The sequence below is a fragment of the Halocynthiibacter sp. SDUM655004 genome (genome assembly GCF_026015885.1).
Taxonomy (GTDB): Bacteria; Pseudomonadota; Alphaproteobacteria; order Rhodobacterales; family Rhodobacteraceae; genus Falsihalocynthiibacter; species Falsihalocynthiibacter halioticoli.
The window spans coordinates 41,885-60,527 of the sequence record NZ_JAPDUG010000001.1 but is presented as its reverse complement, the minus strand read 5'-3'; the positions used below and the strand labels follow the sequence as shown (position 1 = coordinate 60,527).

Below are 18,643 nucleotides of genomic sequence, written 5' to 3'. Positions count from 1 at the left end.
TTGAGCGACGCTTAAAATTCCTAGACCCTTTTGACCTTGCGGCCCGGAGTTAGACCGTTGATCTTTTGGATGATGCTATCGGCATCAATACCAAAATGGCGATAAAGATCATTGATCGTTCCCGTCTGGCCAAAATGTTCAACGCCAAGGGGTATTGTTCGATGCCCCTGAACGGCGCCGAGCCAAGAAAGCGTTGCCGGATGACCATCAATCACAGTCAGCAACTGACAATGTGGCGGGAGCTCCTGCATTAGTCGCTCAATGTGGCTTGTCGCGTTTGATTGGCCACGCGCACGCGCGCGTTGGGCAGCGGTCCAGCCAGCATTAAGGCGGTCTGCAGATGTAATTGCCAGCACCCCAATATCGCGGCGCGTTTCCGCAAGATGTCCTGCCGCACGGATCGCTTCAGGTGCCACGCTGCCCTGATAGGCGATAACAACCTCACAATTCGGGCCCGGTCGGCGCAACCAATAGGCGCCATCAACCGCGCCCTGTTTCCAGTCCGGATCGGGCCGCTTGCCCGGCTGCTCGATTGGATTGGTTGAAAGCCGCAGATAGACAGAACCACCAGTCTCATCGCGCAACCATGTGCGTTCGTCTGGATCACCTTCGCCGTTGCGCTGAAGGTAAGAGAATGACCATTCCATGATTGCAGCAAGTTCATCCGCAAAAGCAGGCTCAAAAGCAGCAAGCCCATCCTGGCTCATGCCGATCAAAGGCGTTCCAATGGATTGGTGCGCGCCGCCTTCGGGGGCAAGCGTTACGCCCGAAGGTGTGCCCACAACCATAAAGCGCGCGTCCTGATAACAGGCATAGTTCAACGCATCGAGACCGCGCGAAACGAAGGGGTCATAAAGCGTGCCAATCGGGATAAGCCGTTTGCCAAACAGCGAATGAGACAGCCCAGCAGCACCCAACAATAGGAACAGATTCATCTCGGCTATGCCAAGCTCGATATGCTGGCCTTCAGGCGTGAATTCCCACTTCGCGGTTGAAGGTATGCGATGCTCAATGAATGCGTCGGCTTGGGCCTCGCGGGCAAAGAGTTTGCGCCGGTTCACCCATGGTCCGAGATTGGTGGTTCCTGTCACATCCGGCGAGGTCGTGACGATACGGTTGGCGAGGTCGCTATCTCCTTTGGAAAGGTCATCAAGGATTTTCCCAAAAGCCATTTGCGTTGAAATTTCGCGATCGCTCGACATCTCGATCTTTGGAACAGTAAGTGTCTCATCAGTGTATCGCCGCGTGCCCTCGGCAAAGAACGGCACCTGATCCATCCATTTTTGAAGCGCTTCAGGATCAGAGACTGTGGCAAACTTTTCCCATTCCTGCCCGTCCGGGACATTCATCTGCTTCTGCCAATCCGCCATCTGCGCTTTGGTCATCAGCCCGCCGTGATTGTCTTTGTGCCCTGCAATCGGCGTTCCCCAGCCCTTGATCGTATAAGCAAGGAAGCAGGTTGGCCGATCGTCTTTGACGCTTTGAAAAACATCAGCCATCGTTTGTACGCAGTTGCCGCCGAGGTTTTCCATGAGCGCAGCGAGTTCATCGTCACTGCGCTTTTCGATGAGTGCGGTAACCGGCCCTTGATCGCCAAGATCATCCATCAGGTGTTTTCGCCAAACAGCCCCGCCTTGATAAGTCAGAGCGGAATATTGTTGGTTGGGGCAGGCATCTATCCACTCGCGTAGTTTCTCGCCACCCTCTTCTTTGAATGCCGCCTGTTGAAGAACGCCGTATTTGATGCGGATGACGTTCCAACCGAAGGCATCAAAAATTTTCTCAACCCGCTCAAACAGTCCTTCGCGCACGATGCCGTCAAGTGATTGCCGGTTGTAATCAATAATCCACCAGCAATTGCGAAGATCGTTCTTCCACCCTTCTTGAAGGGCTTCATAAACGTTCCCTTCATCAAGTTCGGCATCGCCAACGAGCGCAACATGCCGCCCAAGCGGCAATCCATCGCCCCAAGTCTTTGCGGCAATATAATCCTGAATGATTGATGAGAATGCAGTGATAGCAACACCAAGCCCCACAGAGCCCGTTGAGAAATCCACATCATCAATATCCTTCGTGCGGCTGGGATAGGATTGCACCCCGTCAAAACCACGGAAGTTCTGCATTTTCTCGAGTGTTTGGTTCCCCATCATGTACTGCATCGCATGGAATATCGGGGATGCGTGGGGCTTGACTGCGACACGGTCCTCTGGCCGAAGAGCAGAGAAATAGAGCGCAGTCATAATCGAAACCATCGACGCAGAGCTTGCTTGGTGTCCACCGATCTTGATGCCGTCCACCTTTGGGCGCACGTTGTTGGCGTTGTGGATCATCCAATGAGAAAGCCACATAAGGCGGCTTTCCATTGCCTTGAGGTATGTGTTCTCCGCTTCCGCCATATCAGCCTACTTTCTCCAGAACCCGTCGCAGCGCGCGGCCGTCAGGACCAAAAATATGGGCATTTTCAGGTTGGATGCGTAGACCTAGGCGATCACCTGATTTGGCTGGAATATTGCCATGTTTGCGCACCATCAACGGGCCTAAGCCCTCTACAACTGTGAAGATATTCGTATCCGACCCCAAATGCTCCACAACATCAGCCACCCCGATAAGATCGCCCTCACTTGGGTCAACCACATCAATATGCTCGGGTCGAATGCCAAGTTCCACCGCGGCGCCACAGTCCGGCAGATGGGGAAGCTTAATAACCGAGCCATCCGCCGTTTTGACCTCACCATCGCCGCCAGTAACGGGAACGATATTCATTGTTGGTGAGCCAATGAACTGCGCCACGAATTTATTGGCGGGGCGTTCATAGAGCTCAAGCGGGCTCCCGACTTGCTGGATGTCTCCCCCATTCAACACAACGATACGATCCGCCAGAGTAAGCGCTTCGACCTGATCGTGGGTCACGTAGATCATTGTTGCGCCGAGCTTCTGGTGCAGCCGCGCAATCTCAAGGCGCATCTCAACACGGAGCGCGGCGTCGAGGTTCGAGAGCGGTTCATCAAAGAGAAACGCACGAGGATCACGGATAATGGCGCGCCCCATGGCAACGCGTTGACGCTGCCCGCCCGACAGAGCCTTGGGGAGGCGCTCTGTCAGGGCGGTAAGGCCGAGCGTTTCGGCGGCCTTTTTCACGCGCGATGCGCGTTCAGCGGCGGGGTCTTTGCGGATTTCCATCGAAAACCCCATGTTCCGAGCCACATCCATATGCGGGTAAAGAGCGTAGGATTGAAACACCATCGCAATATCACGGTCACGCGGGCGCACATCGTTCATTCGTTTGCCATCGATCAGGAAATCCCCGCCCGTGATCGGCTCTAGCCCTGCGATCATACGCAGAAGTGTAGACTTCCCACAGCCGGACGGACCAACAAGAACAATGAATTCTCCGTCCTCGATGTCGAGGTTCACATCGCGAAGAACCTCAACCGATCCATAGCGTTTCTTGACGTCCTTGAGTTCAATTCGTGCCATTTCGGCCTCCTATCCTTTGACCGCGCCGGACGTCAGCCCTTGCACGAGGTATCGTTGAATGAAAATGAAGAAGAGACAGCTTGGGACAAGGGCCAGCACACCGGCGGCCATCATTTGCCCCCAATCCACGGAGAACTTGGACACGAAGGTCAGAAGCCCAACGGGGAAGGTCATTGCCTCGTTCTTGGAGATCAGCATGAGCGCAAAGAGAAGCTCGGACCACGCAGCCGTGAAAACAAACCCGAGGGTTGCGCCAAGCCCAGGCAACGTGAGCGGAAAGATGACTTTGTACAGCGCTTGAAAGCGGGAGCACCCATCCATCATTGCCGCTTCTTCAAGGTCTTTCGGAATACCGTCAAAGAAGGATTGCATCAGAAACGTCGCGAATGGGACATTGAAGGCGGTATAAACCACGATCAGCGATGTGAGCGAGTTCAGCATGCCCAGGCCTGCGATGATCTTGTAAATCGGCGCGATAATCATCAAGAGCGGGAACATTTGGGTGATAAGCATCACTGCAATTAGCAGCCGCTTTCCCGCAAAGTTGAACCGCGAAAACGCATAGCCCGCTCCGGCGGCAACCAGTGTTGTAACAGCGGCCGTACCAAGAGAAACATAGAGAGAGTTCCCAAAGTAGGACAGGAAATCTGTTTGGAATACGACTGAACGAAAGTTGTCGAACGTGAACTCGGAGGGCCAGAGATTTGTGCCTTCGGTATAAATAAGCTGGTCAGGAGTCACAGCGATCTTGAGCAGCCAATACAGCGGAAAGAGCGCAAAGCTGAGGTAAGCCAAAAGTGCGGCGTATTTACCAACAGCGAGGACGGGTTTGGGTGAGTGTGTCATGGCCATACCTCAAATCTTGACCAGCTTTTTGCGCAGCCAGAGCACAAAAACTGCATAGACGAGCAGAATTGCCAGAAGCGCTACAGCAATCGCCGATGCATAGCCGAAATCCAGTTTGCGGAACGCGGTTGTAAAGACATACGAGCTGAGAATTTGCGTTGAGTTTGCGGGGCCGCCACCTGTCATCACAAAGATCAGATCAGCAAAGTTCGCAATCCAGATTGTGCGAAGCATCACCGTGATCGCAATCATCGGAGCAAGAAACGGCAGTGTAATTTTGGTAAAGGATTGCCACGCGGAAGCACCATCAATTTCGGCAGCTTCATAAAGTTCGCCGGGAATAGATTGGAGCGCGGCCAGCAGAGTAATTGCGAAAAACGGAACGCCAAACCAGATATTCGCGACAATCGGTCCCCACATCGCAAGATCGGGGTCGCCCATGATATTGTATGGCTCTGAAAGTATGCCAAGAGCAGTGAGCCAATGTGGGAGAGGACCGATGACCGGGTTGAATAGCCAAGCCCAAGTCAGCGCCGAAAGAAATGTCGGAACGGCCCATGGCAGGAAGACGAGAGCCTGAAAAAGCTTTTTGCCGAAGAAGTCTGTGTTCAACAAAAGCGCAAGCCCAAGGCCAAGCGAGAACTGGAATGCGATTGACCAGAACGTCCACCAGAAGGTGTTTTCCAAAGCGATCCAGAATTTCCGGTCGGCCCAAAGATCAATGTAGTTCTCAAATCCGACCCAACCTGTGTTGAACGGATTCAATAGCTCTATCGACTGAAAAGAATAGGAAATGCCGATCACCAATGGGATCATCATCACGAGCCCGATCAGCACGATAGCTGGCGACAGATAGAGAAACGGCTCTACCATATACTGCCAGTAAAGCGAGCGTCTTGCCCGGGTTTCCCCGGGCATGACGTTGTTTTGCTTACGCGAGATCACTGCTTTGCCTTCCACTTAGCATATTCCTCGGTCAGAAGCTCGGCCCACTCATCTGCGACTTCTTGCGCAGTGCGTTGACCCAAGAGCGCTTCCTGACTTGTTTCCAGCAGAAGTGTGCTGGCGAAGTAGCCCCATTGCTCGAGGTATGTCGGCATAATGGTCGGTTCGTACTGCTCGCCGTTCAGCTCCTTGAACCAGCCTTCAAACTGCTCTGTTTGGAAGTGTGGGTCACGATCTGCGCCTTCGTGGATTGGAATAACCCCTACGCGTTTCGCCCATGTGGCGTTGGCCTCTGGTGCAGAAAGAGTCGCAACAAGATCAAATGCTTCTTTTTCATGCTCTGTGGATTCAAAGATCGACCATCCCGCGAACCCAATTGTTGGGAAAGCTTTGCCAGAAGGACCAACAGGCATCGGAATAACGGCAAAATCTTCTGCCGGCATCCGCTCGGAAATAGCGATCAGCGCATCTGGGTCTTGGTCAAGGAATGCGCATGTGCCGGAATAGAAACCAGCAACGATTTCGTTAAAGCCCCAGTTGACGGAATCCTTGGGTGCATACCCTTTCTGGTAGAGATCCATCATGAACTGAATACCTTCGACGGAGCCCGGTTCGTTGATCCGGCTCTTGCCATCTTCGGTAAAGAATTCGTTTGTGCCGTTCATGGTTGCGCCGAACATGATCCAACCATTCGTACCGCCAGGACCGCCGCGCAGACAGTAGCCCGACTTACCGTCGAGTTCGGAAACAGCCGCGGCAGCAGCCATAAATTCTTCCATTGTCTCTGGTGGATTCTCTACGCCTGCTTCGGCGAGAAGCTTTTTGTTGTAGAACATCGCACGAAGATAGAACCCATAAGGGATCATATAGAGATCGCCCGCTTGGGAACCCATTGCGACTGTCTTGTCAGTTAGGGTGCTGCCATGCTCCCAACCAGCTACAAGATCCGTGAGGCTTTTGAGTTGGCCCGAACCGGCATAGAGCGCTTGCCATGTGTCTGGCATCTCGACCACGTCAGGCACATCGCCACCAGCGACCATTGTCGCCAGCTTCTCAAATGCCTGCCCCCAAGGAAGGCTGACAATCTCGACAGTAACGTCAGGATTGGCCTCTTCGTACTGGTCAACAAGCCCCTGAAGCACTTCTGTGCGCTCTGGGCTGGTGATAACTTCAACCAGTTTAAGCGTTGTCTCCGCCAATGCACTGCTTGCAAGCAGCATAGCGGCTGTGCTGAGCCCAGCGAGTTTGAGTTTCATGATTAAATCCTCCTTGTGGTGATAAAATAAGCGTCTTGTTTTTCTTTAGGTCGCGCTTTGGTTCAGGGCTTTTTCGAAGTCGGCCCAAAGGTCTTCTGCATCTTCCAAACCGAGGTTCAGCCGAACCAGATTGGGAGAGACACCGAATGCTTGCATCGAGTTTTTCGGCCCAGCCTGTGCAAGTCCGACACGCGCAGGAAGGATGAGGCTTTCAAAGCCACCCCAACTCACGCCAAGGCGGAAATGGCTCAGTGCATCCGAAAACTTTGGAATGTCGACGCTATCGTCGAACTCGACGGACATAAGCCCGGAGCGCCCAGTCAAACCGGGTACAGCATTTGCGCCGGGGCTGTTGATCTTGCGCACTTGTGGAAGTGCTGCGAGGCGATCAACGAAAAGGTTCGCCGTTGCCTGATGTTGCATCATCCGCGCATTCAATGTTCGTAGGCCGCGCGTCAGAAGAAATGCTTCGAACGGCGCAAGTTTGGCGCCAAGCAACGGCAAGGTAAGATCGCGGATTGCGGCAATATGCTCCTGCGATGAAATGGTAACGCCAGCTACCGTATCGGAATGGCCCGAAATGTATTTCGAGGCCGAATGGACCACGATGTCGATCCCTTGCGCCAGCGGGTTCTGGAACACAGGCGTTGCCCATGAGTTATCGATGATTGTCAGTGTGTCGTGCCGCTTCGCGTGCTCTGCAACCAAGGCTAGGTTTAGCGGAGTGAAAACAACCGAACTGGGGCTCTCCAGATAGGCGATATCAAAGTTGGCCAGCAAATCGGCGTTAGCTTCGAAATCCTCAACAGGATAATAGCTAACCTCGATCCCGAACGGGCGCAGGATTTGCTCCATAAAACGATAAGTATCAGGGTAGACATGCTCAACGCAGGCGATCTTGCTGCCCGGCTTAACGAATGCGAGCAGAGTCGACGTAATTGCAGCAATGCCAGAGGCAAATCCCACCGCAGCTTCGCCGCCCTCGGCTTTGGCCATTAACCCTTCGAAAGCCGCAACTGTAGGGTTTTGTACGCGCGTATAAACGGATTGGTTGGTGCGGCCCGCCATGCGGTCTTCGAATGCCTGATAGTTCTCGAAAGCAAAAAGCGAAGTCTGCACGATCGGCGGTGTGATAGAGCCGGCTTCATCATCAAGAACCGCGGCCATCATCGTTGCGATGCTCTGGAAATCAGACATCACGCCCCTCCATGACTCGCCGAACTTCGGCTTCGACCATATCCATAATCTGTCCCATTATTTTTGTTGCTGTTTCGACATCGCCAGACACCACCGCCTTCGCGAGATTCGGGTGCAGCGGAATTGTTTCATGACCGAGGTGCACCTGACCGAAAGGTGCGTCGTAAATTGTGTGGAAGCTTTCCTGAATCAGATGCGAGAACTGATGAAAGAGCGGGTTTCCTGAAGCGTCATGGATCGCGGCGTGAAAACGAGCATCCGCCGCCCGCCAATCCTCTCCTGCCTCATAGATCGCCATAAGCTCGGCAGCACGCGCGAGAATGATCTTGCCTTGCTGCTCACTCACATTTTGGGTTGCGATCTTCACCGCTTCAATCTCGATAGGTCGGCGAACAGCCAACGTTCTCAGAAGACTTTCAGCCTCGATTTTCACAGTTAAGGGAAGGTGGATCGTTTGAGAAAACACTTCCGCAGCAAGCCGCGTACCGGCCTTCTTGTTCCGAGTGACGATGCCCATGTTCTGCCACGCAACGAGCGCTTCGCGGACCTTGGAGCGACCAACATTGAGCTTTTTTGCAATCTCGACTTCGGGAGGCAGACGGTCCCCAACACCAAGCTGCGCGCGCTCGATCATAAGCGACAGCGCCTCTAAGACATCTCTTTTGCTTCCCGTTGCTTCGAGATGTTGCAGTGCATCAATTTCCGAGCCGTTTTCGCCCGCGCTTTCTTTAGACACGATAAGCCTTCCTGTGTGTTGCTAAGGAGCGTAGATTTAATGTCAGACAAAATCAATATAATGTATGACATTAAATATGCATGATTTTCAATAGCTTAAATCACAACCTATTAATTTATTGTAGAAATTAATGCCGCCGAATCCTATGGTTCCTGCGGAAACCGGGCATCAAATTACTGTTCGATGAAAGCGAAAATCGACAAGAACAAAGCCATCTTTGGCTGAATTGCGAAGGCAAAAACAGCTCGCAATTAGCGTCAATTACATTCTGGAAAGGCCAGCGTTGGTATTTAGCAGGAACTGGCGAAAGATTGGGCTGCTTGCCGCTCCGATTCCTCTGGCGTTATCTCCAACCGCCGCAGCTTCGACAACAGGCGGGATCAAACCGCGCTTGTCTTGGTTGGCCATGTATCGGCGAACACGGGCAACCAACTCTTCGCGAACCTCTGGCGGGAACGCTCCATCGATGAAAATGGCTTCAAAGTCGATGACGGCACATATTGAAAGGGCGGCCTTGGCAAGCTCCTGCGCTGTTGTCCCGATCCATGGCTCAACATATCGCGAAATGCTGCTCCAATCCTGAGGCTTCTTCCAAAGAATTTCCGGATCAACACCTGCTTCAATCAACCTGTCTTCGAGCAGAAACAGAGACGCTGTATCAATCAGCTGCTGACTTTCCCCCGACGGACCTGTTGTTCGCATAGCTCCAAGGGAACCGGCGTTGCCTTGGTTGCCTTCAAACACGGTGCCATTCAGCGCAACTCCTCCACCAATCATCGAACCGATAAAGAAATAGAAATAGTCCCGAAACTCTGCCCCCCGACCATACAGATGTTCCGCGTGGCACGCGGCAGTTGCGTCATTAACTACGAAAACCGGCAAATCGCTGAACTTGGCAACTTCGGAGAAAAAGTCCACGTCCTTCCAAGACCTGAAATTCTCGGCCGCCACTCCAGATAGATCGTGCCATTTCCAAAGCTCGAATGGCGTCCCAATTCCGATCCCGCAAACGCGGGCCTGTAGCTTTTTAGACTCTTCGGAAAGAAGCGTTTCCAATCCGGACTCCAGAAATCCAAATACAGCTTTAGGCAAAGGATAGTCATATGTGGTGGAAAGCTGCCGCCGAGGCTTGCCTGTAAAATCGATCAGAAGCAGATCTGCACTGCGTCGCCCGATCTTCATCCCGACAGAAAGTGTACCTTCCGGATTGAGCTCCATTGGGATCGAGGGTTTTCCCACTTTTCCGCGTAACGGAGTTCCACGCCGGAGAATCTCGTCCTTCTCGAGCTTGCGCAAAATGATTGATACAGTCTGGGGCGACAGCCCCGTCAACCTTGCAATCTCTGCGCCTGCGGTTGGTCCATGTCGTTGTAAAACTGTCAAAATCAGGCGCTCGTTGTGATCACGAACACCACTTTGGCTAACCCCGCCAGACAGAATTTTTAACGACTCTTTCACCATAATCTCGAACATAAACGCCTTACATCATTAAGAAAAGATACACTGGCAAATTAATAAATAAACTTTATTTATTTATTGACAGCGAGATCAGAATCGCATTTCTATAAGCGTGACCTGCATTGGAGGATGGAGGTGCGCTTCGCTTATTCAGCAAGTGAAGCGACAACAATTTTCTGGGAGGATAACATGAAAAATTTACTTAAACTCACCGCATCCGCAGCTGTGCTCAGCATGGCAGCGGTGTCCGCACAAGCCGCTGGCGAAACTGTTTGCTTGATCACAAAGACCGACACAAATCCATTTTTCGTTAAGATGAAAGAGGGCGCGACGGCGAAAGCCGAAGAGCTTGGCATGACTTTGAAAGCATTTGCCGGGAAGGTTGACGGCGACCATGAAACTCAAGTCCAAGCGATCGAAACCTGCATCCTTGATGGCGCAAAAGGTATTCTTCTGACAGCCTCGGATACGAGCTCGATTGTTCCGGCCGTTCAGCAAGCGAGAGATGCAGGTATTCTGGTGATTGCACTAGATACACCACTCAGCCCAATCGATTCAGCCGACGCAACATTCGCAACCGACAACTACAAAGCCGGTCTCTTGATTGGACAGTGGGCGAAGGCAAAAATGGGTGATGCGGCCGCGGACGCCAGAATCGCAACACTTGACCTGAATGTTAGCCAGCCAACAGTGGATGTGTTGCGCAATCAGGGCTTCCTTGATGGTTTCGGCGTTGATCTTGCCGATCCGAACGTCATTGGTGACGAGACGGACGAGCGTTTGGTGGGAAGTGACGTGACTGATGGCAACGAAGAAGGTGGGCGCCGCGCCATGGAAAACCTTCTGGCCAAAGATCCAACAATCAATGTTGTTCACACGATCAATGAACCAGCAGCAGCTGGCGCATATGAAGCGCTAAAGTCCATCGGGCGCGAGAATGACGTGCTTATCGTTTCCGTCGATGGCGGCTGCCCCGGCGTGCAAAACGTTGAGGCGGGAGTTATCGGCGCCACGAGCCAGCAATATCCTTTGCTAATGGCCTCCCTCGGTGTGGAAGCTGTTAAGAAATGGGCGGATGAGGGCGTGAAGCCGGAGAACACACCAGGAAAAGACTTCTACGATACTGGTGTTGCACTGGTTACCGATCAGCCCGTTGATGGCGTAGAGTCTATCTCTGTCGCCGAGGGAATGGACCGCTGCTGGGGCTAAAGCCTAGCCAATAATGATGAGGCGCACCAAAGCGCCTCATCAATTCCATCACCCGAAAATAATTTTTCCTGTAAACTGGCCACGTGGCCGCAATGCCCGCCGCTAAAGGGGGAGAGATGTCTGAACCAAACCAAAGTGCCCAGGAATTAGATGCTTCCGCTGGTACAATAGAAACCATTGCGCAATTCGAAGATCATCGGCGGGGCATACTCGGGAAGTTGCAACATCTTCTCCACGTCAATCCATCTTTTGTGCCGCTCATCGTACTTATTGGTGCGATTGTGATTTTCGGCCTTCTTTTGGGCTCTAAGTTTTTCTCGCCATTTGCCATGACCCTGATCCTTCAACAGGTTCAGATTGTTGGCATCGTCGCTGCGGCACAGAGCCTCGTTATCTTGACGGCAGGTATCGACCTAAGCGTCGGTGCGATTATGGTGTTCTCATCGGTCATCATGGGACAGTTCACATTTCGCTACGGAATTCCTGTCCCGATCGCGGTCATGTGTGGGCTTGGCGTTGGTACGCTAATTGGGGCTCTGAATGGCTGGCTCGTCAGTCGCGTTAAACTCCCGCCATTCATCGTAACACTTGGCATGTGGCAAATCATTCTCGCAACCAACTTCCTGTACTCAGCGAACGAAACCATAAGAAGCCAAGACATCGAGGCGAACGCTTCATTTCTTCAGTTTTTCGGCACTAAATTCAGCATCGGCGGTGCGACCTTCACGTTTGGCGTCATCTTCATGCTCTTGCTGATCGTAGTGCTTGCTTATGCGCTCAAACACACGGCGTGGGGCCGACATGTCTATGCCGTGGGCGACGACCCTGAAGCGGCTGAATTGTCTGGCGTCAACGTCCACAAAACCTTGATGTCTGTTTACATGCTATCTGGATTGATTTGTGCGTTTGCGGGTTGGGCTTTGATCGGCCGTATCGGCTCGGTCTCACCAACGTCTGGCCAATTGGCCAACATCGAAAGTATCACCGCTGTTGTAATTGGGGGCATTTCCCTGTTCGGCGGTCGCGGGTCCATTCTCGGATCGTTGTTCGGCGCGCTTATTGTCGGTGTATTTACTCTTGGGCTGAGGCTCATGGGCGCGGACGCGCAGTGGACTTATTTGCTTATCGGGCTACTCATCATTGCTGCTGTCGCGGTTGACCAATGGATCAGAAAGGTATCGGGCTAATGTCAGACGCAACTCCAGTCGTTCAAGGCCGTGGGATCGTGAAACGATATGGCCACGTCACCGCTATCGACAATTCCGACTTTGAACTGCGCCAAGGAGAAATCCTCGCCGTTATTGGGGACAACGGCGCAGGCAAGTCCTCCATCGTCAAAGCAATCTGCGGTGCGACGATCCCGGATGAGGGCGAGATTCTCATCGAGGGGAAGAAAGTTAATTTCACCTCTCCAATCGATGCCCGAAATATGGGAATCGAGATCGTCTACCAACAACTTGCAATGTCGCCGGCGCTCTCAATTGCCGACAATATGTTCATGGGGCGCGAAATCCGTAAACAGGGTTTCATGGGAAAGTACTTTCGTCAGCTTGACCGACCCGCAATGGAAAAGTTCGCCCGCGAAAAACTGACCGAGCTTGGACTCATGACTGTTCAGTCGATCAATCAGGCGGTTGAAACACTTTCAGGCGGCCAACGCCAAGGCGTTGCCGTTGCTCGCGCTGCAGCTTTTGCCACCAAGTTCATCATCATGGATGAACCCACAGCAGCATTGGGCGTTAAGGAAAGCCGAAAGGTGCTCGAACTCATACAGGACGTACGTGCGCGCGGCATTCCGATCATTTTGATCAGCCACAATATGCCACATGTCTTCGAAGTCGCTGACCGCATTCATGTTCATCGACTTGGCAAAAGGCTCTGCACGATCGACCCCAAGGATTATACGATGTCCGACGCAGTTGCTTTCATGACCGGCGCCAAGGAACCTCCGAAAGAGAACTGCCTGTGATCGAGCGTGATGTTCAGCGTGTTTGCGAGCTGATCTCATCTCTAAAGCAGGACGGCGCTCGGACGATTGTTGCAATCGCTGGCCCGCCTGCATCCGGAAAGTCGACTCTGGCGGAAGCCGTTGTGCGATCCTTAAATGCGCAAGCGGCTTCCGAAATTCCTGCCGCCGAACTCGTGCCCATGGATGGCTACCATCTGGACAACCGCATCCTTAAGGCGCGAGGTTTACTCGCACGGAAGGGCGCGCCCGAGACCTTCGACGCGGCAGGTTTTTGCGATGCGATAAAAAGGCTCCAATCAACAGAAAAAGAACTGTTTTTTCCAATATTCGACCGCCAATTGGATCTATCCATCGCCAATGCGATAGCCATTCATCAGGAAACGCCCATCATCGTCGTCGAAGGTAATTACCTTCTATTGAAGTCCGACCCGTGGAAGTCTTTGGCAAATGTGTACTCCGCGACAGTCTTTGTCAGCCCAACGCTGGAAGTCCTCGAAAACAGGTTAATACAACGCTGGATTGAGCATGGATTTGACTCTCCCACCGCACTTAAACGCGCAAAAATGAACGACCTGCCTAATGCGGCACTTGTCGTCAATAATAGCGTGGCTGCCGATCTCACATTAGGCCAGAACGACCACTAGCTGCCTCATGTTTTCTGCGCGACCAATGTGCGGATAAACTCAGGGTGGCTGCTGGCCTGTTCACACCCCCCACAAACGCTGTTTCGCAAGCAATGACCGTTTGCCCGTTTTTTAAGCAGAATTAGGTCTATGCTCGATAAAGTCCTACTTAATGCCAGCTTGTAACCCGTGAGCGTTGACCGTTTGTTTCAACAGACCTTATACAACTTTAGGGCCAGTGCGCGAAAATGATGCAAATTGGTAAGGAATGGCAATTTGACTCACGCTATTCTTAGTCGAATGGTCGGATACGCTTCTTGCGTTGGTCTGACCGGCATCATTACGCGCCAGTGATATTTCTGCCTCTTAAACCAATTGATCACACGAATTGACGACAAAATGGAGCATTTGAGCATGAGTTTTTTGAAACCCGCAAACCTATTTGCCTGCGTCTTGCTGTTCGCCGGAACAACCGCGCAAGCAGAGCCGGTCAAGGTCAATGTGATGAACTACATCACAGCCCAGACCGCCATGCAGTTCGACACCTATCAAAAACAAGCGGGCGGCGTGAACAAGGTGCTCAACGAGCGCGAACCTGTACCGGTCGACAAACAGCCGACGATCCGCATGAACCGCGACACGCTCTATAGTTTCATCGTCATCGACATAAGCAAGGGCGCAACGGTTACCCTGCCCGATGCGGGGTCACGCTATCGTTCGATGATGGTGGTGAACGAGGCCAACTTCATAAACGCGGTCTACCTTGATGCTGGCGCTCATAAACTGACGAAAGAGCAATTTGGTTCAGACCACGTTTGGATCGGAATTCGCACACTCGTCAATTCAAACTCTCCTGACGACATCAAAGCTGTGCATGCGTTGCAGGACGGGATCAAGGTCGAGGCGGGATCAGCCACTCCCTTCGTGGCGAAAGACTATGATCAAGCCAGTTACAAAGCGACGCTCGACCCGCTGCTCGAACTTGGCAAGGGCGTACCTGACTCAACTGGGTGGTTCGGCTCGAAGGAAGACACCACGCCGATCGGGCACCTTATCGGCACCGCCGTTGGATTTGGCGGACTGCCGCAGAAGCACGCTTTCTACCTAAACGTCAATCCAGATTTGCCGGTCGGTGAGTATCAGTTGACCGCTAAGGATGTTCCTGTCCGGGCATTTTGGTCAGTTAGTCTCTACAACGACAAGGGCTACTTTCAGAAAAACCCGCAAGGCGCCTATAACTTCAACAGCGTTAACGCGGAAAAGAACAAGGACGGATCGATCACCATTCACTTTGGTGGGTGCGATGATGGCCGTGTCAACTGTCTGCCGATCATGGAAGGGTGGAACTACGGCGTGCGCCTGTACGAACCAGAACAGGCGATCCTAGACGGAAGCTACGTCTTCCCATCAGTGGAGAAAATTTCAAAATAACTTGGGCGGGGTGCTTGTTCCAAGCCCAAGCCTTTTTGTGCCAATTGAATTAAATAGGGGGCATTCATGCCAATCAGAAACCATTTTAGAACCTTTGCCTTGGGTCTCGGCATGGCTGGGGCCAGCTTAATCCAGAGCATCGCACCAGCCGCTGCACTGACAACAGACGAAGCGAAATCTATCGCCGAAGAGGCCGCGATTTACGGCCTGCCGATGCTGATGAACTACAGCGTCATGTATCAATTCGCTATCGACGAGAGCAGCAGCCAGTACAAGGCGCCGTTCAACCAGATCAAGAACGAAGCCCAGCTGGCCACGCCGAAGGACACCGCAATCGTCACACCGAACAGCGACACGATCTATTCCTTTATCTGGATGGACTTGCGCGCCGAACCGGTAGTTATCTGCGTGCCCAAGGTTGAAAAAAGCCGTTATTTCTCGGTCCAGCTCGTTAACCTCTATACCTACAATTTCGGCTATATCGGAAGCCGGACAACTGGCAACGATGCTGGGTGCTACGCGATCGCCGGACCGCATTGGCAAGGGGACAAGCCCGATGGCATCAGCGAAGTCATCCGTTCCAGTACAGAGTTCGGGTTCGCCAATTTCCGAACTCAGGTTTTCGGACCTTCCGATCTCGACAAAGCCAAGGCGGTGCAAGAGGGCTATAAAGTCTCTACCCTATCCGCTTTCGCAAAAACCGACGCACCCGAGCCAGCCTCGCCTGTGGACTGGATGAAAGTCGACAAGGAGAGCATGGAGAAAGACCCGCTTGGCTACTTGGCGTTCATTCTGCAATTCGCCCCTGCCATTGGCGATGCCGCGGTCGAGAAGCCGCTGCGCGAAAAATTCGCCAGCATCGGCATCGAGGCGGGCAAAGCCTTTCCGGCCAAGCCAATTTCGGACGAGATCAAGTCTGCGATCGCTGAGGGCCTGAAAGCGGGCACTAAAAAGGCGCATGACCGAAAGGCGGAAGTTGGCAAGATGGTCAACGGCTGGCAAATATCACAGGGTCTCTTCGGCGATCGGGCCATGTTGAAGGACGACTACCTGATGCGAGCCGTCGCCGCGCTTGTGGGGCTCTATGGCAACGATTCCGCGGAGGCCTTCTATCCGCTGACCCGGCTTGACGGAAAGGGCGCAAAGCTCGACGGCAGCAAGACCAACTATACGTTGACCTTCCCTGCTGGCGAATTGCCGCCCGTGAACGCTTTTTGGTCGGTAACAATGTACGACGGAAATACGCAGCTTCTCGTCGACAACCCTATCAACCGGTATCTCATCAACGCGCCCATGCTGCCGAACATGCACAAGGACGACAGTGGCGCGATGACTCTGTATATCCAGAAAGACGCCCCCACGGATGAAGCGCTCAAAGCCAACTGGCTCCCCGCGCCCGACGGCCCAATTTATATGGTCATGCGTCTCTACTGGCCAAAGAAAGAAGCTTTGGATGGCAGCTGGCAACCGCCGGCGATCACGCCTGCCAAGTAAGCATTCTGTACAGGGCGGTGTGTGTTTTGTTCCTCGTCGGACACAAAAAACACCGCCCTGATATTAAACGCACGCCAATTTTTTGCGTCCCTTAACTTCCAACTGGAATCGCATCCGCAAGCGATCTTTATGCTGCTTGCTTGAGGCTCTTTATGTCAGAGCGACCAACCAAAGCAGCATGAAGTGCCACCACCGCTTTATCCGCAGCTTCACGCGGCAGGACGAACTGAATATCAACATTTCGAGGCGCTTGGTGGGCTGCGATCACCTCAATACCAGCGTCCTCTAAGGCACGAATTCCCTGACTGAATGCTTTCAACCCAGTGAGGTCACGCCCGATTGCCGAAACGATCGACACAGTCCGTGCGCTGACTCTCGCGGAGGGGAAAACCTCTTCCAGATCCGACACAACACGGCGAACCGTTTTCAACGGTGCCTCTACATAGTGGGTGATCGTGTTGGCGTTCGAAATCTTAGACGCAATACGCACCTTATGCCGACGCAGCGCATCAAGAGCAGCGGTATCATAGCCTTTCACGCCAACCATATCCTGCTCGAACAACTCCAGAGATACCACATTCAGCCCCGTGATAATTTCCACAGCGGGGGCTTCTGCAGGCTTTTCGTCTATCAATGTGCCCGGATCGGAGGGCTCAAACGCGTTGGTAACTCGCAGCGCCACTTTGGCTTGGCGCAGGATTTTGGCGGCATTGGGATGGATGGCCTCCATTCCCATATTCGACAGCTGGTCAGCCACGTCATAGTTCGTGTGGCCCAGCTTTTGCACCTCTTCCACGCCAACCAAAGCTGGATCAGCGGAGGACAGGTGGAATTCTTTGTGGATGATCGCTTCTCTTGCACCTGTAAACGCCGCAATATTTGCAAAAGTGACTTCGGAGTAGCCCCGATCATATTCGCGCATCAACCCTTCTCGACATTGGGCATATCCCGTCACGATTGGGAGTTCCGTTGCCAGATCGACATCAGAGAAAGCCTTGCTGATACGTTCCTGCAACGAGCATTCGGTTTCGTCACGCCAGCCACTCAGGTCAACAAAACGCGCGTTTACGCCAGCACGCTGAAGCATAAGCGATGTGACAAAAGCAGAATGGGCCTCGCCCAAGCCGGAAAGAAGTTCGCGGACGATCATCATCTGGCTCGACAGCCGGAAATGCCCGTAGGAACACAAGCGGCGCAAATCATAGAGACAGTTGCGCGCCCCTTCGATGCGATCGCGGACGAAATCCTCGGCAAGAGCACGGTCGGCTGGATTATCCAGAACCTTGTCATGCTGATCTTTCATTGCCGTGGTCACGCCGTTCAACGCGTCAAGCCAACTGTGATCATTATCATCATTGGCAAACAGGGCAAAAACACCGGGTTTCCCGGTTTTCTTGTGCTCTAGCAGCAGGTTGGTAATCCCGCCGAACGCCGAAACGACAAACATCCGGTGAAACAAGCGATCCTCGGCGCGGTCACCGATGATCAAGGTGTCGCGCAACTCGTGGATGCGCGACATGGAAGTGCCGCCGATTTTTTCGACGGTATGCTCAGGGAAATTCACAATATGTTATCCGGTGCGAACCGAACCCTCTTAGGCTGTTTCCAAGTCTTCTGCAGCGGCATAGGAGCCATCTTCGCGATGGACTTCTTTGCCAGTAACAGGCGGGTTGAAGCAGCACGCCATGACCAACTCTTCATCAGCGCGAAGAATATGGCGGTCATGCTTGTTAAGTGCGTACATCACACCCTGTTTGATCTCGTGGGTTTCGCCGGTTGCAATATCGGTGATTGAACCGCTGCCTTTCATACAGAAGACGCTCTCGAAGTGGTTCTTGTATTCGAACGTGTGTTCAGAACCTGCTTCGAGGTATGTGATGTGGAAGGAAAACCCCATGCCATCGTCTGCCAACAACATGCGCACGCTGCGCCATTTTGCGTCTGATACAACTCGCTCGCCGTTGGCTTCGATAATTTTGTTCAGGTCTCTTACGATCATTCT

Annotated in this window: 16 protein-coding genes; 6 read left to right on the top strand and 10 right to left on the bottom strand. The window is 52.9% G+C overall.

Annotated elements, in window-relative coordinates:
- Positions 1-20: 20 nt before the first annotated feature.
- The 8 genes from N9C89_RS00270 to N9C89_RS00235 form a co-directional block, all read right to left on the bottom strand.
- On the bottom strand, positions 21-2,396 hold the full coding sequence (locus tag N9C89_RS00270) for a transketolase-like TK C-terminal-containing protein (protein ID WP_263951800.1): 2,376 nt from the start codon (positions 2,394-2,396) through the stop codon (positions 21-23).
- A 1-nt stretch (position 2,397) separates the two neighbouring features.
- A complete protein-coding gene (locus N9C89_RS00265; protein ID WP_263951799.1) occupies positions 2,398-3,477 on the bottom strand; it encodes an ABC transporter ATP-binding protein in 1,080 nt (359 codons plus the stop codon).
- Between the two features lie 9 nt (positions 3,478-3,486).
- The gene (locus tag N9C89_RS00260; RefSeq protein WP_263951798.1) at positions 3,487-4,323 is read right to left on the bottom strand and encodes a carbohydrate ABC transporter permease; all 837 of its coding nucleotides are present in this window, start codon (positions 4,321-4,323) and stop codon (positions 3,487-3,489) included.
- Between the two features lie 9 nt (positions 4,324-4,332).
- Entirely contained in the window at positions 4,333-5,241 is a 909-nt protein-coding gene (locus N9C89_RS00255; RefSeq protein WP_263951797.1) for a carbohydrate ABC transporter permease, read from the bottom strand.
- Between the two features lie 23 nt (positions 5,242-5,264).
- Positions 5,265-6,524: an ABC transporter substrate-binding protein gene (locus tag N9C89_RS00250; RefSeq protein WP_263951796.1), complete on the bottom strand. Its 1,260-nt coding sequence runs from the start codon at positions 6,522-6,524 to the stop codon at positions 5,265-5,267.
- Positions 6,525-6,569: 45 nt separating this feature from the next.
- Entirely contained in the window at positions 6,570-7,721 is a 1,152-nt protein-coding gene (locus N9C89_RS00245; RefSeq protein WP_263951795.1) for an aminotransferase class I/II-fold pyridoxal phosphate-dependent enzyme, read from the bottom strand.
- Positions 7,714-8,457, bottom strand: a complete 744-nt coding sequence (locus N9C89_RS00240; RefSeq protein ID WP_263951794.1) for a FadR/GntR family transcriptional regulator — start codon at positions 8,455-8,457, stop codon at positions 7,714-7,716. The genes N9C89_RS00245 and N9C89_RS00240 overlap by 8 nt, the downstream gene beginning before the upstream one ends.
- A 261-nt stretch (positions 8,458-8,718) precedes the next feature.
- Positions 8,719-9,918 carry an ROK family transcriptional regulator gene (locus tag N9C89_RS00235; protein WP_263953251.1) on the bottom strand — a complete coding sequence of 400 codons (1,200 nt, stop codon included), beginning with the start codon at positions 9,916-9,918 and terminating at the stop codon, positions 8,719-8,721.
- A gap of 186 nt (positions 9,919-10,104) precedes the next feature.
- Here N9C89_RS00235 and N9C89_RS00230 point away from each other — a divergent pair, with 186 nt between their 5' ends.
- The 6 genes from N9C89_RS00230 (at position 10,105) to N9C89_RS00205 (ending at position 16,641) form a co-directional block, all read left to right on the top strand.
- Positions 10,105-11,124 carry a sugar ABC transporter substrate-binding protein gene (locus N9C89_RS00230; RefSeq protein WP_263951793.1) on the top strand — a complete coding sequence of 340 codons (1,020 nt, stop codon included), beginning with the start codon at positions 10,105-10,107 and terminating at the stop codon, positions 11,122-11,124.
- A gap of 116 nt (positions 11,125-11,240) precedes the next feature.
- Entirely contained in the window at positions 11,241-12,311 is a 1,071-nt protein-coding gene (locus N9C89_RS00225) for an ABC transporter permease (protein ID WP_263951792.1), read from the top strand.
- On the top strand, positions 12,287-13,093 hold the full coding sequence (locus N9C89_RS00220) for an ATP-binding cassette domain-containing protein (protein WP_394358461.1): 807 nt from the start codon (positions 12,287-12,289) through the stop codon (positions 13,091-13,093). The genes N9C89_RS00225 and N9C89_RS00220 overlap by 25 nt, the downstream gene beginning before the upstream one ends.
- Positions 13,090-13,737, top strand: a complete 648-nt coding sequence (locus N9C89_RS00215) for a nucleoside triphosphate hydrolase (protein WP_263951790.1) — start codon at positions 13,090-13,092, stop codon at positions 13,735-13,737. The genes N9C89_RS00220 and N9C89_RS00215 overlap by 4 nt, the downstream gene beginning before the upstream one ends.
- Before the next feature lie 393 nt (positions 13,738-14,130).
- Positions 14,131-15,147, top strand: a complete 1,017-nt coding sequence (locus N9C89_RS00210) for a DUF1214 domain-containing protein (protein ID WP_263951789.1) — start codon at positions 14,131-14,133, stop codon at positions 15,145-15,147.
- Positions 15,148-15,213: 66 nt separating this feature from the next.
- On the top strand, positions 15,214-16,641 hold the full coding sequence (locus N9C89_RS00205) for a DUF1254 domain-containing protein (protein WP_263951787.1): 1,428 nt from the start codon (positions 15,214-15,216) through the stop codon (positions 16,639-16,641).
- A 127-nt stretch (positions 16,642-16,768) separates the two neighbouring features.
- On the opposite strand, the gene N9C89_RS00200 is transcribed toward N9C89_RS00205, so the two are convergent.
- Positions 16,769-18,205 (bottom strand): aspartate kinase, encoded by a 1,437-nt coding sequence (locus N9C89_RS00200; RefSeq protein WP_263951786.1) that lies wholly within the window; start codon positions 18,203-18,205, stop codon positions 16,769-16,771.
- 30 nt (positions 18,206-18,235) lie between these two features.
- Positions 18,236-18,640 (bottom strand): ectoine synthase, encoded by a 405-nt coding sequence (locus N9C89_RS00195; RefSeq protein WP_263951785.1) that lies wholly within the window; start codon positions 18,638-18,640, stop codon positions 18,236-18,238.
- Between the last annotated feature and the right edge of the window lie 3 nt (positions 18,641-18,643).

Excerpts from the sequence above, each read along its gene's own strand:
- N9C89_RS00265 (WP_263951799.1), bottom strand. The coding sequence starts at position 3,477 with ATGGCACGAATTGAACTCAAGGACGTCAAGAAACGCTATGGATCGGTT.
- N9C89_RS00220 (WP_394358461.1), top strand. The coding sequence starts at position 12,287 with ATGGATCAGAAAGGTATCGGGCTAATGTCAGACGCAACTCCAGTCGTT.
- N9C89_RS00270 (WP_263951800.1), bottom strand. The coding sequence starts at position 2,396 with ATGGCGGAAGCGGAGAACACATACCTCAAGGCAATGGAAAGCCGCCTT.
- N9C89_RS00255 (WP_263951797.1), bottom strand. The coding sequence starts at position 5,241 with ATGCCCGGGGAAACCCGGGCAAGACGCTCGCTTTACTGGCAGTATATG.
- N9C89_RS00225 (WP_263951792.1), top strand. The coding sequence starts at position 11,241 with ATGTCTGAACCAAACCAAAGTGCCCAGGAATTAGATGCTTCCGCTGGT.
- N9C89_RS00235 (WP_263953251.1), bottom strand. The coding sequence starts at position 9,918 with ATGGTGAAAGAGTCGTTAAAAATTCTGTCTGGCGGGGTTAGCCAAAGT.
- N9C89_RS00250 (WP_263951796.1), bottom strand. The coding sequence starts at position 6,524 with ATGAAACTCAAACTCGCTGGGCTCAGCACAGCCGCTATGCTGCTTGCA.
- N9C89_RS00230 (WP_263951793.1), top strand. The coding sequence starts at position 10,105 with ATGAAAAATTTACTTAAACTCACCGCATCCGCAGCTGTGCTCAGCATG.
- N9C89_RS00260 (WP_263951798.1), bottom strand. The coding sequence starts at position 4,323 with ATGACACACTCACCCAAACCCGTCCTCGCTGTTGGTAAATACGCCGCA.
- N9C89_RS00205 (WP_263951787.1), top strand. The coding sequence starts at position 15,214 with ATGCCAATCAGAAACCATTTTAGAACCTTTGCCTTGGGTCTCGGCATG.
- N9C89_RS00210 (WP_263951789.1), top strand. The coding sequence starts at position 14,131 with ATGAGTTTTTTGAAACCCGCAAACCTATTTGCCTGCGTCTTGCTGTTC.
- N9C89_RS00245 (WP_263951795.1), bottom strand. The coding sequence starts at position 7,721 with ATGTCTGATTTCCAGAGCATCGCAACGATGATGGCCGCGGTTCTTGAT.
- N9C89_RS00195 (WP_263951785.1), bottom strand. The coding sequence starts at position 18,640 with ATGATCGTAAGAGACCTGAACAAAATTATCGAAGCCAACGGCGAGCGA.